Annotated in this window: 14 protein-coding genes; 9 read left to right on the top strand and 5 right to left on the bottom strand. The window is 52.5% G+C overall.

The window, feature by feature from the left end; all coding sequences use genetic code 11:
• Window positions 1–19: 19 nt before the first annotated feature.
• Window positions 20–625 carry a helix-turn-helix transcriptional regulator gene (locus J7394_RS07475; RefSeq protein ID WP_209251993.1) on the bottom strand — a complete coding sequence of 202 codons (606 nt, stop codon included), beginning with the start codon at window positions 623–625 and terminating at the stop codon, window positions 20–22.
• A 268-nt stretch (window positions 626–893) separates the two neighbouring features.
• Here J7394_RS07475 and J7394_RS07480 point away from each other — a divergent pair, with 268 nt between their 5' ends.
• From J7394_RS07480 to J7394_RS07515, 8 genes are all read left to right on the top strand, one after another.
• Window positions 894–1,133 carry a helix-turn-helix domain-containing protein gene (locus tag J7394_RS07480; RefSeq protein WP_247748104.1) on the top strand — a complete coding sequence of 80 codons (240 nt, stop codon included), beginning with the start codon at window positions 894–896 and terminating at the stop codon, window positions 1,131–1,133.
• A 190-nt stretch (window positions 1,134–1,323) separates the two neighbouring features.
• The gene (locus J7394_RS07485; RefSeq protein ID WP_209251995.1) at window positions 1,324–2,037 is read left to right on the top strand and encodes a hypothetical protein; all 714 of its coding nucleotides are present in this window, start codon (window positions 1,324–1,326) and stop codon (window positions 2,035–2,037) included.
• A complete protein-coding gene (locus tag J7394_RS07490; RefSeq protein ID WP_209251997.1) occupies window positions 2,034–4,229 on the top strand; it encodes a DDE-type integrase/transposase/recombinase in 2,196 nt (731 codons plus the stop codon). The genes J7394_RS07485 and J7394_RS07490 overlap by 4 nt, the downstream gene beginning before the upstream one ends.
• Window positions 4,222–5,184 (top strand): TniB family NTP-binding protein, encoded by a 963-nt coding sequence (locus J7394_RS07495; RefSeq protein ID WP_209251999.1) that lies wholly within the window; start codon window positions 4,222–4,224, stop codon window positions 5,182–5,184. Before J7394_RS07490 ends, J7394_RS07495 begins: the two co-directional genes overlap by 8 nt.
• Window positions 5,181–6,986: a TniQ family protein gene (locus J7394_RS07500; protein ID WP_209252001.1), complete on the top strand. Its 1,806-nt coding sequence runs from the start codon at window positions 5,181–5,183 to the stop codon at window positions 6,984–6,986. Before J7394_RS07495 ends, J7394_RS07500 begins: the two co-directional genes overlap by 4 nt.
• A complete protein-coding gene (locus tag J7394_RS07505; protein WP_209252003.1) occupies window positions 6,979–7,272 on the top strand; it encodes a hypothetical protein in 294 nt (97 codons plus the stop codon). Before J7394_RS07500 ends, J7394_RS07505 begins: the two co-directional genes overlap by 8 nt.
• Before the next feature lie 814 nt (window positions 7,273–8,086).
• Entirely contained in the window at window positions 8,087–9,913 is a 1,827-nt protein-coding gene (locus tag J7394_RS07510) for a GAF domain-containing protein (RefSeq protein WP_209252005.1), read from the top strand.
• 1,261 nt (window positions 9,914–11,174) lie between these two features.
• Window positions 11,175–11,498 (top strand): Atu4866 domain-containing protein, encoded by a 324-nt coding sequence (locus J7394_RS07515; protein WP_209252007.1) that lies wholly within the window; start codon window positions 11,175–11,177, stop codon window positions 11,496–11,498.
• A 130-nt stretch (window positions 11,499–11,628) separates the two neighbouring features.
• Here the strand turns inward: J7394_RS07515 and J7394_RS07520 are convergent, their stop codons facing one another.
• From J7394_RS07520 to J7394_RS07530, 3 genes are all read right to left on the bottom strand, one after another.
• Window positions 11,629–12,465, bottom strand: a complete 837-nt coding sequence (locus J7394_RS07520; RefSeq protein ID WP_209252009.1) for an ergot alkaloid biosynthesis protein — start codon at window positions 12,463–12,465, stop codon at window positions 11,629–11,631.
• Window positions 12,458–12,913 (bottom strand): nuclear transport factor 2 family protein, encoded by a 456-nt coding sequence (locus tag J7394_RS07525; RefSeq protein WP_209252011.1) that lies wholly within the window; start codon window positions 12,911–12,913, stop codon window positions 12,458–12,460. Before J7394_RS07525 ends, J7394_RS07520 begins: the two co-directional genes overlap by 8 nt.
• Window positions 12,914–12,982: 69 nt before the next feature.
• Window positions 12,983–13,444 (bottom strand): DMT family transporter, encoded by a 462-nt coding sequence (locus J7394_RS07530; protein WP_209252013.1) that lies wholly within the window; start codon window positions 13,442–13,444, stop codon window positions 12,983–12,985.
• Window positions 13,445–13,549: 105 nt separating this feature from the next.
• Between J7394_RS07530 and J7394_RS07535 the strand changes: the two genes are divergently transcribed.
• The gene (locus J7394_RS07535; RefSeq protein WP_209252015.1) at window positions 13,550–14,161 is read left to right on the top strand and encodes a TetR/AcrR family transcriptional regulator; all 612 of its coding nucleotides are present in this window, start codon (window positions 13,550–13,552) and stop codon (window positions 14,159–14,161) included.
• Between the two features lie 76 nt (window positions 14,162–14,237).
• On the opposite strand, the gene J7394_RS07540 is transcribed toward J7394_RS07535, so the two are convergent.
• Window positions 14,238–15,647: a PLP-dependent aminotransferase family protein gene (locus J7394_RS07540; protein WP_247748105.1), complete on the bottom strand. Its 1,410-nt coding sequence runs from the start codon at window positions 15,645–15,647 to the stop codon at window positions 14,238–14,240.
• Window positions 15,648–15,766 lie beyond the last annotated feature (119 nt).

A 15,766-nucleotide genomic window follows, 5' to 3' on the forward strand; every position in this document is an offset into this window, starting at 1 on the left:
CGAATGACCGGAATCCGCCTTAGACTTCACCAAAGTCACCGTCATCGTTCACTTTCAGGCCCCATGGAAGGCTTTGGAAAACTGGGATCAGAAGTACGCTCATCACCATAAAGGCGGTCACGAAGACAATGTCTCGGTAAACGCTTGGATCTTCGTGCATCACCGGGAGTGCTCGGAACGCCTGTTCGACTAAGAAAACAAACGTGGCTGCAAAGAAAACCGTGTGCACTGCACCTTCGACAAATCGCCTTTTCGGAGAATAAATCTGGTTCCTGATGATTTTGTACCTCGTGCGCAGGCGGGCCAGCTTCCAAGGCACAGCTCGGGGCGTACAGCTTTCCTCCTTCGGCTGAGGCACCTCTGGCACCTGTAAAAGTCGTTCTGGGCTTTCCTCGGGGTTAAGGGGTGTTGGGTTCAGACCGTATCCCTCATTGACCGCGCGCCAGAAGCTGGGTGGCATTTCGGTAAGTCCACGTTCGTAGTTGCCGATGGTGCCGACCGAAACCTGGAACTCAACTGCAAACTCAGCCTGAGTCTTCCGGTTTTTTCGCCTGATCAGAGAAAGCCGCCTTCCATCATTTTGATGCGCTTTTGATTCGGCAATCTTCATCTTCTTGGACTTCATTCTCCGACTTTCCCCAAAATTTGGTACACGAGCGCCAACAACCTCACGCAGCACCAAAAAATACCTAGCCTTTGTCTCTCCAGATGCATCAGTTGAAATCAAACGGTGATTTTCAACATTCTGCAAAATATTGTGGATCGTTTCTACTTGCGATCAAGATGATGTGGAGCCTTGGTGCTGACCAGCCTCTTGCCTGCTGGAGGTTTACACGCAAACTTGTCGGCAATTGGCGAGGCCAAAGCAGGACAAACAGCGTGAGTATCTGGCGATGACTAAGGTCGATCGGGACGTATTTGCAGCTCATGAAGCGTTGAAAATGGAGCTGCGCCTGAGGGGCTCATCGCTGGCCGCTATAGCACGGGAGGTCGGTGTCTCACGCACGACCGTGTCGCTCGTCGGCTTACGAAAAATGAACGTGCCGCGGGTGGAACGCGCCTTGGCGGCGGCCGTCGGTAAACCCGTCGAAGAGTTGTTCGGAGCAGCTAATGAGGAGGAGGACAAACAATGAGCCCATAAAAACCAAAGGCCTCGAAAGAAGCTAGCGACTTCCATCAAGGCCCGAGGTGCAAAAGTTTGAAGCCCTTTGCACCTCCTTCATGACCCAAATTTCGAAACCCGTCAACCGCGCAGAGCGTTTCTGCGGGCGGGTTTCGTTCATCCCAACATAAAGGAGAGCCACCCGGCGCTGGTGTGAACCGGTGGCCATGGCAAACACTATGACAAAAGATGATGATGACGACTTCTATCGTCCACCTTCCCAAACCGTAGCGGGGCTGATGTTTCCCGCGCGGTCTAAACAGACCGTACGTGGATTCACACTGGCTATGACGCCTGCAGAGCAACGTTGGCGGCAGATTATCAGTGCCAGCCAAGGGGAGCGTGAAACCTGCCTGTTGTCGCTGGCAATGCCAGATCTCTGGAACCTCATCGATCAGCCAAAGCCGGTGAGCTTTGTGGACGTGGATGGCAGACAGCGAACCCACAGGTTCGACTACCTCGCCGTGTTCAAGAATGGTCGCCGCGTCGCCATTGCGGTGAAACCTTCGGAGCGCGTTGAGCGACTGAACTTCAAAGCCACGCTGCAAGCTATCAAGCGCGACTTGCCCATTGGCTTTGCCGAGCAGGTGGCCTTGGTCACAGAGCGAGAGCGGCACAAGGTCGAGGTTCGCAATGCTGAGCTGCTGAATTTCTTTCGGCGATGTTCTGACGAAGAGGCTGACAACATCGTTGTCGATCTGATTAACGGGCTCTTTGGCGAGGTTCCGATCAGTGATCTGGTTGAGAAATCTGGCCTTGGTGCCCGGGCGTTTCGCGCGACGTTCCGTGCGATCTACGCGGGCAGGCTCAATGCGAATACGCGAGAGCACATCTCCATCAACTCCATCGTTGCACCAGGAAAGGGCTGGGCATGAAACATGAACCTATCCGGCTTGGCGTGACACCGTGTGATGCCATCGTCGCCAACGGGACAATACAAGCCATCACCAAAGTGACTGACCTGTTTGTCGAAATGAAACCTCTGCGCGGGGACACCGAACCAATCTCCTTGACCCACGCAGAGCTATCAGAGCTCATCAGCACCGGTCAGTTCTCCATTCAGTATGGGTATTTTGAAAGCCGTCAGGTTGCACGTCGGGCAATAGCTGGCCGGTCTTTGATGTCGCGTGTGTCGACGAAATCTCAACTCGATGCCTTTTGGAAAGAGTGCTGGAGCACAACGTTCCTGGAGATTGAGGCTGAAGATAAGCTCAACCGCTCAGCGGAACGATGGGAAGAGTTCCTGCCGGAGCTGGAACGCCGTGTCACAGAAAAGCTGAAGAAAGGACTGAAAGCGGCAACTGCCGGGGCCAGCTTTGATAGTATTGAGCTGCGCAGAACACCTTGCAGAACCTCAGTCATGTCTTGGCTGCGGGAGTGGGAAACGTCCAAAGACCCAATGGTCTTTGTAAAGAAATCCATCTTCAACGGTAGTAATGCTCGGCGTATCGACGCTGAGCGCGAAGCTATCATTCAAGGGATTCTCGAGAGCTACCTGCATCCAAATCAGCTTCTCGCCGGTCACATCCATGATGACGTAAATGCGGAAATCCGACGGCGCAACGCAATCCGTATCGCGAGCGGTGAGCCGCCTTTAACTGAGGTCTCCAAAAGCACCATCGAACGCCGGATAAAGGAACTCGACAAGTTCGAGGTGCTTGCCGCCAGAAAAGGGCTAGCTGCTGCGAAGAGCAAGCTAGGGTCTCATGGTGGCGGATTGAAGCTGGATGTCCCACTTCACCGCATTGAAATGGACGAATGGGAGATTGATCTCATCGCTCTGCTCAACAAGAGCGGATACGATATCAGCCAAGACAATGTGCGGGATCTCGAAACCGGTCGATACTGGGTGTGCGTCGCGTTTGATGCCGCCAGCCGCAGTATCCTTGGTCTGAAGCTTTCGCGAAGTCCCACTTCTGAAGACGCTAAAGCTGTCTTGTGGATGGCAATGCGCGACAAGACTGAACTGGCTCGTCAACTGGGCTGCGAAACGGACTGGAAACAGTATGGTCATATTGGCCATGTCGTGGTCGACAACGGCCCAGCATTCGTCAATGCAGAATTCAAAGCGGCACTCTCAGATCTATGCATTGACTACTCGGTCCTTCCTGCGGGAGTACCGAAACTGCGCGGTCGCATCGAGCGGGTGTTTCGTTCCATCATAACTCTTTTGATGCCGCATCTGACGGGACGCACGTTCTCAAATCCTCAAGAACGTGGTGACTATCCATCCCAGAAATATGCGGTGCACACCGCCGAAAGCATCATTGAACTTTTGGTTCGGTTCACTGTCGATGTGTACCACAACCGCAAACATCGGGGATTGGAATACGCAACCCCCAACATCGTTTGGGATCGACTCATCAAGGAATTTGGGTGGTCACCGCCCATGAGCCATCACACCCTGCGGCATATCCTTGGGGTCGCAATGTCGCGTGATACCGGTCCTCACGGTGTTCTCGTGAATGGTGTGAATTATCACTCTGACCGTCTTGCGAAGCACTTCCAGAAATGTGGCAAACAACATGTGGATATAAGCATCGACCCCGAAGATATGGGGCATATTTCCGTCTGGCTGGAGAAGGGGAAAGACTCTGGCTGGTCAACTCTGAAAGCCCAGATAGACGGGCTGGAAGGTGTGTCCTTTGCCGCCTGGGAACGATCCGTGTTTGAGCTTCGGCAGAACAATCGCAATGCGGCATCGCTGACGCAGGGCGTGGTGGATCGCGCCATCAAAAGGATCAAGGAGATAGATGCGGAGCAATGCTCTCTGCGACAGCTTGGTCCGATTGGCGACACCTACGATCAGATCAAAAGGGCTCAGAAAGAAACCTTCTGGGGGCTCTCATTGGGGGGCGATCCAGAGCTGTGCCCAGCTCCATCCGTGGGTGGTGGCGGTGAGCCTCAGGGTCTTCTGTCGAACGAGATCACGCACGATCCAACTCCCAGCCGCGCCGACCGTCCCGTTCTGCGCGACAAGCAAAACCCACCCATCGAATTCTGGTCATTCAGCGATGAAGACGAAGACCAGCCCCACACGTCTGACAAGGATGAAAACAATGACTGAGATCAACAATGAAACTCGCAAAACTGTTCAAGATCTGCGGTCGGTATACGTGCCCACTCCGTCATATCGCAAACTGGAAGCGGATTTTCACAAGCTGCTTGAGCAACGGCGTGCAGATATGGCAGACGGCATTGTGAACAAAGCCGAGGGAATTGTCCTGGTCGGGCAATCCGGCAGTGGGAAAACCACCGCCATTCGGGAGTTGATCCGTAAGAACAAGTCGTTGCTCCAGACGGACTCCACGCAGGATATCTGCGAGTTCTTCAGCCTTCAGGTTCCAAGCCCGGCAACCATGAAATTTGTTGGCGCAGCGACGCTTCGCGCTCTTGGCTATCCCTATTCCGGGGACAAGCAGGGTCCGGCCATATGGGATCAGGTCAAGGTTCAGCTCAAGCTAAGGCAGACCTGTTTTCTGCATCTCGATGAAGCACAGGATTTGGCTCGATATCAGACAGATAAAGAGCGCCAGTCTGTCGTTAACACCCTCAAATCCGTAATGGAGAACTCCCTCTGGCCAACCGGGCTCATCCTGTCCGGCATGCCGGATCTTAAGAAGATCGTGAACCAGGACCCTCAATTGGCGCGCCGCCTTTATCCCGTCGAGATCGGCAGATTGCATGCGGTCCGAGATGTGGAGCCTGTACTCGACATCGTCCAGAAATACGTCGCGAGGGCGAAGGTTAAAGCACAATCGTGTGTGCGAAAGGAAAGCTTCGCGAAACGTCTCATGCATGCAGCGGATTATGAGTTTGGCCTGATGACAGAGATAACGGTTCAAGCCCTTTCAAAGGCTCTGTTCAACGAAGGGTTTGAAGCCGAATTACAGCTTCGTCACTTTGCGGATGTGTTCTTCGATCGAAGTGCCGCTATCGATGCCCTAAATCCGTTTGTCGCGGAAGACTTTACGCGGATAGATCCGCGACAGATCTTCGAATTCGACGGAGAGGATGCATGACTGCGCCTCTAAAACTTGCTCTCCCCTTCATCGAAGGGGAGACGCTTTCTGGCTACGTCAGCAGAAACGCGAAGCTCCATGAAACCACCCCGAGAGATTTCTGTTCCGATCTCGGGATGCGCTGGCCGTTTCTATGCAGCGGCCGCGATCATCAAATCGAGCGACTGGCGTGGCTGTTAGGTGTCCAGCCGTCCCTGTTAAAGACGTGGAGAACCCGGAAAATCGGGATCGGTCGTTATGAGGTGGGTCGGGCGATTGCCAGTACGGGCACGTTGAGGCGCACAGCAGTACGGCTTTGCCCGCGTTGTGTGGAGAGTGCACTTTCGGACGTCGGATCACATGGCTTATTTCAAATGCTTGAATGGTCAATTCTTTGCATAGAAAGATGCGCGCATCACGGTTGCCAGTTGATGACGATCCCGTCTGCGGCGTTTTCTCATGCGACTTACGATTTCGTTACGCGCGTGATGGAACACAGGGATAAAATTTCCAGGGCTAACGATTCATGCGTGCTCCTACCTGACATCAGCTTTGAAGCCTATGTCCGGCGAAGGATCTGGCGTGGGCCAGAGGATGATTGGCTGAAAGATCTTGAGCTTACGCAAATCCACCGCGGAAGCTTGTCGCTTGGCGCAGCAATGAGTGGGTTCAAAGAAAAGTTTCTCAAGAATCTCCCATCTACGGAGCTGCGCAGTTTCAGCCAGATTGGATTTGAGAGGTTGGTAGATGGACCCGATGCGTACAGAGAGGCGCTCATTGAACTTCATCGTCAGAGCGGGGCGGAAAAGCCATACTACACGACGGACTTCGGCCCTCACTATAGTTGGCTGCGCGAAGCTCAAAAGGAACCAGCAATGAAAGCGATGATTGACGTCGCACGCGAGCATGTATTCGATAACTATCCTACCCCAACGGGAAAGAGGGTGTTTGGAGAGCAACCGAAAAAACGGATTTGGCTCTCTATGGAAGAAGCGAGAAGGCGTACAAATCTGGGTGTTGTTTTCCTTAAGCTGTTGCTTGGCCATCTAGACGGCATATCGAAGGCTGAGGCACTTAAACGAACGGAGTTAAGTGTGAAAGAGGTCGAAAGAGCTAAGGCGTACCGAGATACTTTGCTCAACCTCAAAGATGCGGCATCGCGATTGGGTATTCTGCCCCAGCAGGTTAAAGGACTGCAAATTCGCGGCGTTCTTAATACCATCAAAATCACCTCGTCTCTTCGATACTTACTACGCAAGCAGGTGGATGGTCTCGTGAAGAAAGCTGAAACTCTGCCCCATAGCTTGCCAGGAAAATCCACTGTGCCACTGAAGGAGTTCTGCCGCGCCAAAGGTGTGCATCTGGCACGCGTGATAGAACTTTGGGACCGAGGTGGATTGGCAGGTAAGGTTTGCCGGGGCGACGGTGCTGGGTTGCAAGCGCTGGAGTTGGACTGGAATGCGCTCTGCGGAAAGACAACAGTTCAGCTTGATCGCGATTTGGAACTGACGGAAGCAGCAAGCTATCTCCAGATCAGTGTGATTTCTATCAGGCGTTTGAGGGATGCAGGATACCTGGAGGTAATTTCACGCAGAAATCCTGACACCAATCATCTGAAGCAATACGTAACCAAACACAGCATCCTGGAATTTGAACGCCAGTACGTGACGCTCGGTCAGTTGGCGCAGGATCAAAATGTGAGACCTATCCATCTTGCGCGTAAGTTTGAACATGAGAACCTTGAGCCTATCAACTGTATTGCTGGGCATGTCAGGGTCTATTCGAAAGATGGAATAAACGGATGGTTTGGTAAGAATGTCTGAAATTCTGACGATTGAGCTATCCGAGGCCGAATTTGCTGAACTCCGCGAGTTAGCACATCAGGCTGGCGTGAGTGTCGAGGAGCAAGCCGCGCATATCATCGAAGCACAATTCGAATCCCGGAAACGAGTACAAAAACCGGAGGTTTCAACCGAGTTTCTGCGTCAAAACGTAGATGCTGTCTTGGATGCGGTTAATCGCGGTCCTGTTTACATCCGAGCTGAGAATGAACTTGCCTATGTGATCATGCTGACAGAAGAGTATGACCGGCTGTCCGCACCCTATTGATGCGGGTTGAAGTTGGGCGGCGCATTTGTGCCGCCCGATCTGTCTACCAGTAATACTTGTGTGGTTTGCGTCCATCTGGCCAATTGATGTTGTCGGGATCAGCACCTTTGACAACGTGCCTCTCCAAGGACTTGGTTTTTCGCCGTGCTGGTCTCGTATGAAACAGTTTGTCGTGCCAGCGGGGCCAGTTCTCCAGCCAGTGTATGGTGTCCGGACCTTCCGACAGTCGATGCTCGAGCCCCCGTGCTGAGTAGCCGATCCGAGATACAGTGCGCGCCCGTTTGCGTTTGTAATGGGCCATTGTAGCGGCCTTTCATGTAGTTTCGTTGCTACATGGCACCCTCCATTGGTTCGTTCGTTTCAAGCCGCACTCGGCTTGGTCGGCCAAAACCGCAGCCAACCTGGATATTGGATTGCGTCCTCAAAAGCAATGGGGAGGGGACTTACGAGGCGGATCACGACACGCGGTGATTAGCAGTACGCTCAACCAGAAGGCGGTTCACATAACACCCGTTCAGAGACGTTCGCAGTTTGTTATGGCGGCGCGGAAAATCCGGTGGTTGCAGAAAGCTGCCATTCGAGACGCGGTTCGAATACGACCGCAGTGCGGGACTTTGCAGCCGTTCATTATTCTGCCTGTCGACAAGTTTCGCTCCAGAACTTAGTCAGTACTTCACGCAAGACTTTGACCTACTTTTCGAATCCAGAATTGCAATCTCTTTAAGGGCTGTTCGGATTTGTGCTTTTTGCAATTGTTTTCATTTGAATTATTATGAATTCGGCCCTGTTAGGGTGGCATAAATGAGTTACGCTGGTGGCTGAATCGGTGGCAAAAAAGGAAGACAATATCTCCAAACCCAATGATCAGGCCGGACAGGCAATGCTGGAAATACTGCAAGTTATAAGCAGCAGCCGTGATGATGAGAGGCCTGTATTCGATGCTATTTTGAAGCATGCTCAGTTGCTTTGCAGTGCTCCGCTCGCGTTCTTATCTGTTGTAAATGAGCGCCGAACTGAAGTTACCATACCGGCACAACGTGGTTCCAAACCAGAGTTTGCAAAGATTCTGGAGGACTTCAAAGAGTCCATTGAGCGAAATGAATTGGTGGCCGTACGTCCGGTTACTGATCCTCAAGTTTTCCGAATGGATGATATTTCCGATGATGATTTATATCGGACACGAGATCCTCGCCGGGTTCAAATGGTTGAGGTTGAAGGTGTGCGGTCGATCCTTGTTGTTCCACTCGTCAAGGATGGCAAGGGTATCGGCGGTATTGTGCTATACAGAAGAAAAGTCCGACCGTTTGGCGATGAGGATGTGATGTTGGCGCAAAACTTTGCGGAACATGCCGTCATTGCCATTGAAAACGTTCGGCAGTACCGCGCAATGCAAATCCGTTTAGATCGCGAAGCCGCGTCACGTCAAATCCTTCAAGCTATTAGCCAAAGTAGATCGAATGCACAGCCTGTATTCGAAGTGATATTGGAAAATGCTGCTCGCCTGTGTTCTGCGCCACGTGCATTGCTTTTGATGCGGGATGAAGCAGAGGTTCATCTGCGACTTGAAGCATCGAATTCAGCAAAGTCCGCGTTCGTTGAGTCAATTCGGAAATCACCTCATCGGCTGGAAGACAAAAACTCAATCGCAGTGCAGGCTTTCCGTGAAATGCGGGATATCCATGTGCCGGACATTCAATCTGATGAGCGGATGCAAGCGCCATCGCCCCAACTCAAAGTGGCGTCAGAGGTGGAGGGGATGCGTACTGTCCTGGTTTTGCCGCTCATTCAGAATAAAGAAGCAGTCGGTGTGATCTGCCTTTATAAATTAGAGGTTGCCCCTTTTGATGATGATGAAATTGAACTCGTACGAACTTTCGCAGCGCAGGCGGTAATCGCCATTGAAAACGCCCAACAACTAAATGCGCTTGAAGAAAGAACACGAGAAGTCCAAGCCTTAAACACCTCGCTTGAGCAACGGGTACAGGACCAAGTCGGCGAAATTGAAAGAATGGGGAGGCTTAAACGCTTTCTACCAGCGGCGGTTGCAAATACGGTTGTGTCCCGCGGGTCTGAAAAGCTCCTAAACAGCCATCGCGCGCTGCTAAGTGTATTGTTCTGTGATATTCGGGGTTTCACAGCGTTTTGCGAGACAGCTGAACCAGAGGAAACGATCGAAGTTCTCCAGACTTATCACGAGGAAATGGGAAGACTTATCAGTGACCACGGAGCAGGGGTTGATCACCGAATGGGCGACGGCATTATGGTATTGTTTAATGACCCGTTGCCCTGCGATGATCCGGCTGGCGATGCAGTTAAATTGGCCATAGCTATGCGTGATCATATGGCTGAGATTTGCGAGAAATGGAAACGTTTTGGGCATCGGCTCGGATTTGGTGTGGGGATTTCACTTGGCTACGCAACTGTTGGAATGGTGGGTTATGAAGGTCGCTACGATTACACAGCTTCCGGCACAGCAGTAAACTTAGCTGCGAGGCTCTGCGACAAGGCCAAGGATGGTGAGATTCTACTGAGCCCTCGTGCCTACACTGCTGTTGAAGAAGATCACACATGCGAACTCACCGGCGAAGTGGAGTTGAAGGGAATTCGTGCTCCGGTCGAAGTTTATCGGCTTGTCACGTAACTAGACTGTACTGCAAAGAGGCTCGCAAATAAGTTAGTTCTGGCTTTCCAGTTATGTCTGCTTTGGGCTCATTCCAAACCTTAGCCGCAACTTCAATGAATGGCGGCTACCGGTATTGGGTCATAAATGCTTGACGTTTGGGTCAGAATTGAATGACGCGATTTATCCATTTGTTGAGGTTTTGGAAGTCGATTGAGTCAGGAATCAGTGACGTTCCACACCCCTTTGTCAGGCGACACATAGTTCTGCCACCAGCGACAGAACCTTTCCATTTTCGCCTCACATCCTTCATCCAGCACCTAGACCGGTTTCAATGATCCTGACTTCTCCATTGGGAAAATCAGGGCTGATTTGCAGATCAGACGCCGAAGGCGCCTGTTCCTGCTGATCTGCCACGTGGCGAACGCGGATGGGGGCGAGGCAATGCTATTCGACAATAGTGGTGCGGCCCGCAGGCGTAGCCGAGGACACGGTGTTGTCTAATAGGGTTGCCCGAGGGGGAAGGCAGCGCCTTACCCCTGATGGCCAGAGGCGTTTGGCTTGTCCAAATCTAACTGGCCCCAAACAAGTGCGGCGGAGCAGGCTGCACCTTTACTATTTGCGCCAGAACGCGTTGTTATTCTAATGAACGGCGGAAAGTGTGAATTCGCCGCTCTGCAGCGAGAATCTTCAGAACCAGCCGAAGCGGCCTTCAACACCGGGTATCGTGATCGGTCCTGCTACCGGTCAAATCTCGAGGAACGCGAGGTTTAGCTGCGTTTACAAAGTAAAAACAGGTTAAATCGAACGCCACCATTCAATAACTTATTGATTAATTTTGATTAGATCCTTGTCACTTGGCTTGCGCTTTTGGCCAATCTTCCAATCGGCGGAGACTCTACCTTGAGATGTCAATTCGACCAGTATGTCCTTGAGTTCGGTTCGCCGCAAGTAGAGGCCCTGTTGTGCGAGAGCAGATAGTAGATCAAATTTCAGTCCACCTGGATTCTCTTCTAGCAGCGTGAGCACCTCGTCTGCTGCGCGCTGCAAGTGACTTTCACGTGTTCTTAGGTAAGGTCCCCTGACAAAGAGTTGCTCACCCATGCATCCAAATAGGTCATCTTCAGGCGGTTGTTTCTTGTTAGGTTGCAAGCAGTGGCGTGCCCGAGGTTTATCAAGACATCAACGCACGAGGAACATTCTAATGCAAAGCCAACCACCTCACAAACGGAGTATGCTAAATGTCACAACGCTCTTCATACTTGTCAGCGTGGTCGCTGCGATGACAACGCTTCCTGTTCAGGCACAGTTAGTCACAACTGACTTTCCCCGCTCTCCGCGCCCGGTCGAAGACACGAGCCCCCAGGATCACCACTTTGTGGGTATGTGGGTCACCGAAGACGGCCACATCAGGCATGAATTATTGCCAAACGGTCGCTATGACGAGGCTCGTGGAACACGTTCAAGCGCTTACAGGGGCCGCTATCGCGTCACTGGTGACATAATTCAATACTGGGACGATACAGGTTTCTACGCCGATGGTCAGTTCCGTGACGGCATTCTCTATCATGCCGGATACGTGTTCTATCGGAAAGCAAAAGACTGACAGCTAACCATCAAGTTGAATGCGGTTTAAAAAGAAGGAGTGGAGCCAGAAAGAGCCCCACTCCTAACCTGCAAGGCTTTTAGAACGTCGCAATGGTTTGCCCGATTTTCCTGCCGATCAGGGAACTCCATCAAACAGACCAGGCTTCAATGTTACTCCGCACGAATTCTGAGATCGAAATCGGAGCGCGTGCCGTCATTATCATCACATTGTTTGTGACACGATCCTCGGATCCGCCAGCGATTGCGCCGTCCATGGCAGCCAATGTCTTTGCATACTCTTCCGGCAGCCCGAGGCTCTGATGACGCTCCGCCAGTTCTTCGACGGTTAGGCGATGATGGGTGATCTTCCGCCCCAATTGATTGCTCAGTGTTTCGGCAACGACATCATAAGAAATCGCTTCCGGGCCGGTGAGTATATATTCAGTGTTTTTGACTAATGAAGTAACCAGCAGCGCCGTTGCACAGGCTGCTATATCTCCAGCATCGATAAAGCCAACTCGGCCGCCATCTGTCGCTGTGTAGATGGCGGACTCATCGCGAATGGGATCTCGGTGATGAAGCTCTGAGAAGTTCTGCATAAACCAGGTTGGTCGCAGAACGGCCCATTCTGGAGCGTTGGAGCGAAGCCAGGCGTGGACAGCGCCCATCATGGGTCCGCCTTCTTCCAAAGAAGAGGCGCTGAGTAGCACGAAGCGTTGGACGCCCGCGGAGAGTGCCGCCTCAAGACCGGGCTGCATTGCTCCCAGTGAATCCACGGTGTCTGTGGGCGCTACGAGGTAGACAGCCCCGACGCCTTCGAAAGCATCCGTGAACGTAGACGGATCGCTCCAATCGAAGCGTACCTCACCTTCGCTCCGAGGACTGCGTGTTCCCACGCGGGGGGTCAGCCCCTTTGCACGTAGCTGTTTGACGACGCGGCTGCCTGTCTTCCCGGTGCCGCCGGTGACAAAAATGGTGTTAGTCATCGATAAAGTCTCCCAGCTTGGACTTAAGAACTTCGACGCCGCCGACAGCCTTCAGCAGAACCAGAGGGTTCCAGTAGTCGCGATAGCGCGTGATACGTCCGTTTTGGACCTCGATGACCGAGATGTAATTTTGGTCGTAGCGCCCAGCCTCGCCTTTACCTTTGCAAGAGAACTCCAAAACAAAGGTTTCACCGTCTTTCGCAACATGGGTGACTGCGGGGCTCATGGATTCAAAGCTGATGAGAGCCCCGACTTTAGGTAGATAGGCGGCTAAAGTATCTCGACCACTGAGTTCTCGCACTGAGCCTTCTGGAGAAAACGGGAACTCAAAAGCTATGTTTTCATCACACATGTCCAGGAAGTTCTCGCCTGCGTCTGCGATGATTGCATCTCCAAGAGCACCGCGCAGCATCGCGCCAAAGCTTGGTATGGTGTTAGTGTCAGACATGATCTCTCCTAACGTCGTGTTGTTCTTTAATGAGGGGGTCAATGTGAGTGGTTTGAGTGGTGGCTTGCTCTATGTTGTTTTCCCGAACTGCATAAAAAGGACACCCGAGATCGACAGCGCAGCACCAGTGATGCGATGGAAGTCTGCTTGTCGAGGAGCGTTCCCAAGAAGCCCGTTCTGGTCCAGAATGAGTGCCATCGTCATTTGCCCGGCGACAACCGCGGCAATAAAAGCAGCGGCCCCAAAGCGTGGGACCAGAACCATGGTCGCCATCACGTAAATGACACCGATCACTCCTCCGACCCACGCCCAGGGAGGAGCCGCATATAGCGAAGATAAGCTTGGTAATGTTGGACGGAGCCAAGCGACCCCGACCATCAGGCAGACGAAAGAAATTCCAAACGACAACAGGGTTGCCCAGAGTGGGTGACCAGCCGCGCGACTGAGTTCTGCGTTCATTCCGGCGTGGATGGGTATCAACGCTCCGCAAAGCAGAGGTGCAAACCACAGAAGTGCGATTTTCGGGTCCATCTTCGCGTCCTTTCATCAGCCGCCAAAACGGGTTGCGGTATAGACAAGTTTGCCTCAAGATACAACGGAACGGTATCGTTACGTCCTACATAAAGGGGAATCACGATGGAACGCAAGAGTTCCGACGAAAAAAACTCCGATCGGCCGCGTCGGAAGCCGGCCGGGGCCGCCGTTTTGCAAGACACGGTGACGGAAGCAATCCAACGCGCCTTGTTCGAGGAATGGGCGGAAAGAGGTTACTCGGCTCTTCGAATGGAGCGCATTGCGGCACGTGCAGGCGTCGGAAAGGCGGCTCTCTATCGACGGAGCAAATCCAAGTTCGAACTGGTGACCGAAGCGGTGAAATCAAAGGCCACTAGTATCACTCCAATTCCGGACACAGGATCCTTTGAGAAGGACGTTGCCAAGCTTATGCGCAGAATGGCTGCAACTCTGCGTCATCCGCTTGTGAAGCGGATTCTACCGGACCTACATGCTGAGCACGCCCGTTCTGATGAATTGGCAGAATTGCTGGAGAGTGTGACGAGAGATCGTCGGGCACAGGCAACGGTCTTGCTGGACAGAGCTATTGAGCGTGGGGAGCTGACAAAAGACACAGATCGGCAAATGATCCTGGATATGTTTATCGCACCGCTCTACTGGCACGTCATTGTTCAGCATCGACTTGTCAGATCAGCAGACATACAACGATTTACCAATCTGGTACTAAGCGTATAGAAATAAATAGTAGCCATAATGCAAATTGAAGAACTGAGACGAAGATCGCTTCGGATTTTTGTCACCGCCTAACAGCCTAGGGAACCCAATTTTGATGGGTAACCGCATAATTCAACGCTTCGAGATCTTCAGTCAGCTGGCTGTATGAGATTGGCCCTCCGAGGCACACCCTGACCGCTTCGTCGGATGCACCTGTTACGGTAAAGGCATTGCTCGGCATAACTCCGACTTGACGATTGGCCATATGGCTCATCACATCAGCTCGGCTCGACCCTTCGGGCAGCTTGAGCCAGATATTGAATGCTTCGTTGCTGCCGACGAAGTTTTGGTCCTGCATAATCTTGGCCGCCAAGTTCTGTCTGCGGTTCGCCTCCTTGCGCACGAACTTTTGCACCGCCGCGGCTGTACCATTCTCGATCCATCGCGCCATCAAAGCTGTTGTGATTGGTGACGCCATGACATTTGACGCCTGCAAGGCCCGCGTGAAGTGGGTTTTCGACAGCCCGGACGGAACCACCGTAAGCGCAAGCCTCAAACCAGCGCCCAGACATTTCGAAAGACCCGCGATGTACCACCCCAATTCGGGAATCTGCTGTGAGATAGGCGGTGGAGCATCCGACGACACAAAACGACAAGCGTCATCTTCAATCAAAGGCAAACCATACTTGTCCAAAACGGACGCGATCTGCCGACGTCTCTCCATCGGAATTGTAAGCGTCAGGGGATTTTGCAGCGTCGGGTTCAGATAAAGAGCAGAAGGTGTGTGCTCTTGGATAGCGGCATCCAGATCATCAGGAAGAATACCGCTGTCGTCTGATCTCACGCCAATTAGCCGGATGCCAAGTTGAGCGCCTATGGCACGAATACCGGGATAGGTCACGCGCTCACAGATCACGGTGTCTCCGGGCTTGGCGAGCAATGTCAGGATCGACAGCAAACTGGCATGTGCGCCAGGCGTGATTGCCAAATGGTCTGCGGTAACGTCGATACCATTGATGTTCATCCAGCGCGCCGCAGTCTCCCGGTCCTGCCGGCTGCCGATTATGGACTGATAGCGAAGCAGAGGAACAAGGTTCGCGGCAACATGTGTGAGGCCTTGCTCCATACGGGCCACCATAGCCGGATCGTCCGGCTCCGGGGGCATGTTCATATTCGGGTCTTCTTCCAGTGCGCGGCGCGGGTCTGCTTTTTCTAATGTTTCTTCTGGTTTCCGGATAAACGAGCCCCGGCCGACAAAGGTGTTGATATACCCACGCTTCGCAGCCTCAGAATACCCGCGTGACACGGTTGTGAAATCCAAGCCAACAAGCTTGGCGACGCTGCGTTGAGGCGGAAGTCTATCACCTGCATCTAGCACACCTGTCTCTACATCATGTCTGATCGCTTCCGCGATCTGGACATAGAGTGGTTTCCCGTCGCTGCGCAGATTCGGTGTCCATGACTTCAAGGCATTATTCCATTCAATATAGGAGATTGTGTCTATCAACTTTACCCATGCTAAAGGCGTATTTCAACATGTTGTCGAACCTGTAGTCATAATAATTGGATATTGATTGCATTTTGTTTGAAGATGAATTATCTGAGGCGCCACAGAAGGAGATCGAA

It is taken from the genome of Ruegeria sp. R13_0 (assembly GCF_017743995.1).
In the GTDB taxonomy this organism is placed as follows: domain Bacteria; phylum Pseudomonadota; class Alphaproteobacteria; order Rhodobacterales; family Rhodobacteraceae; genus Ruegeria.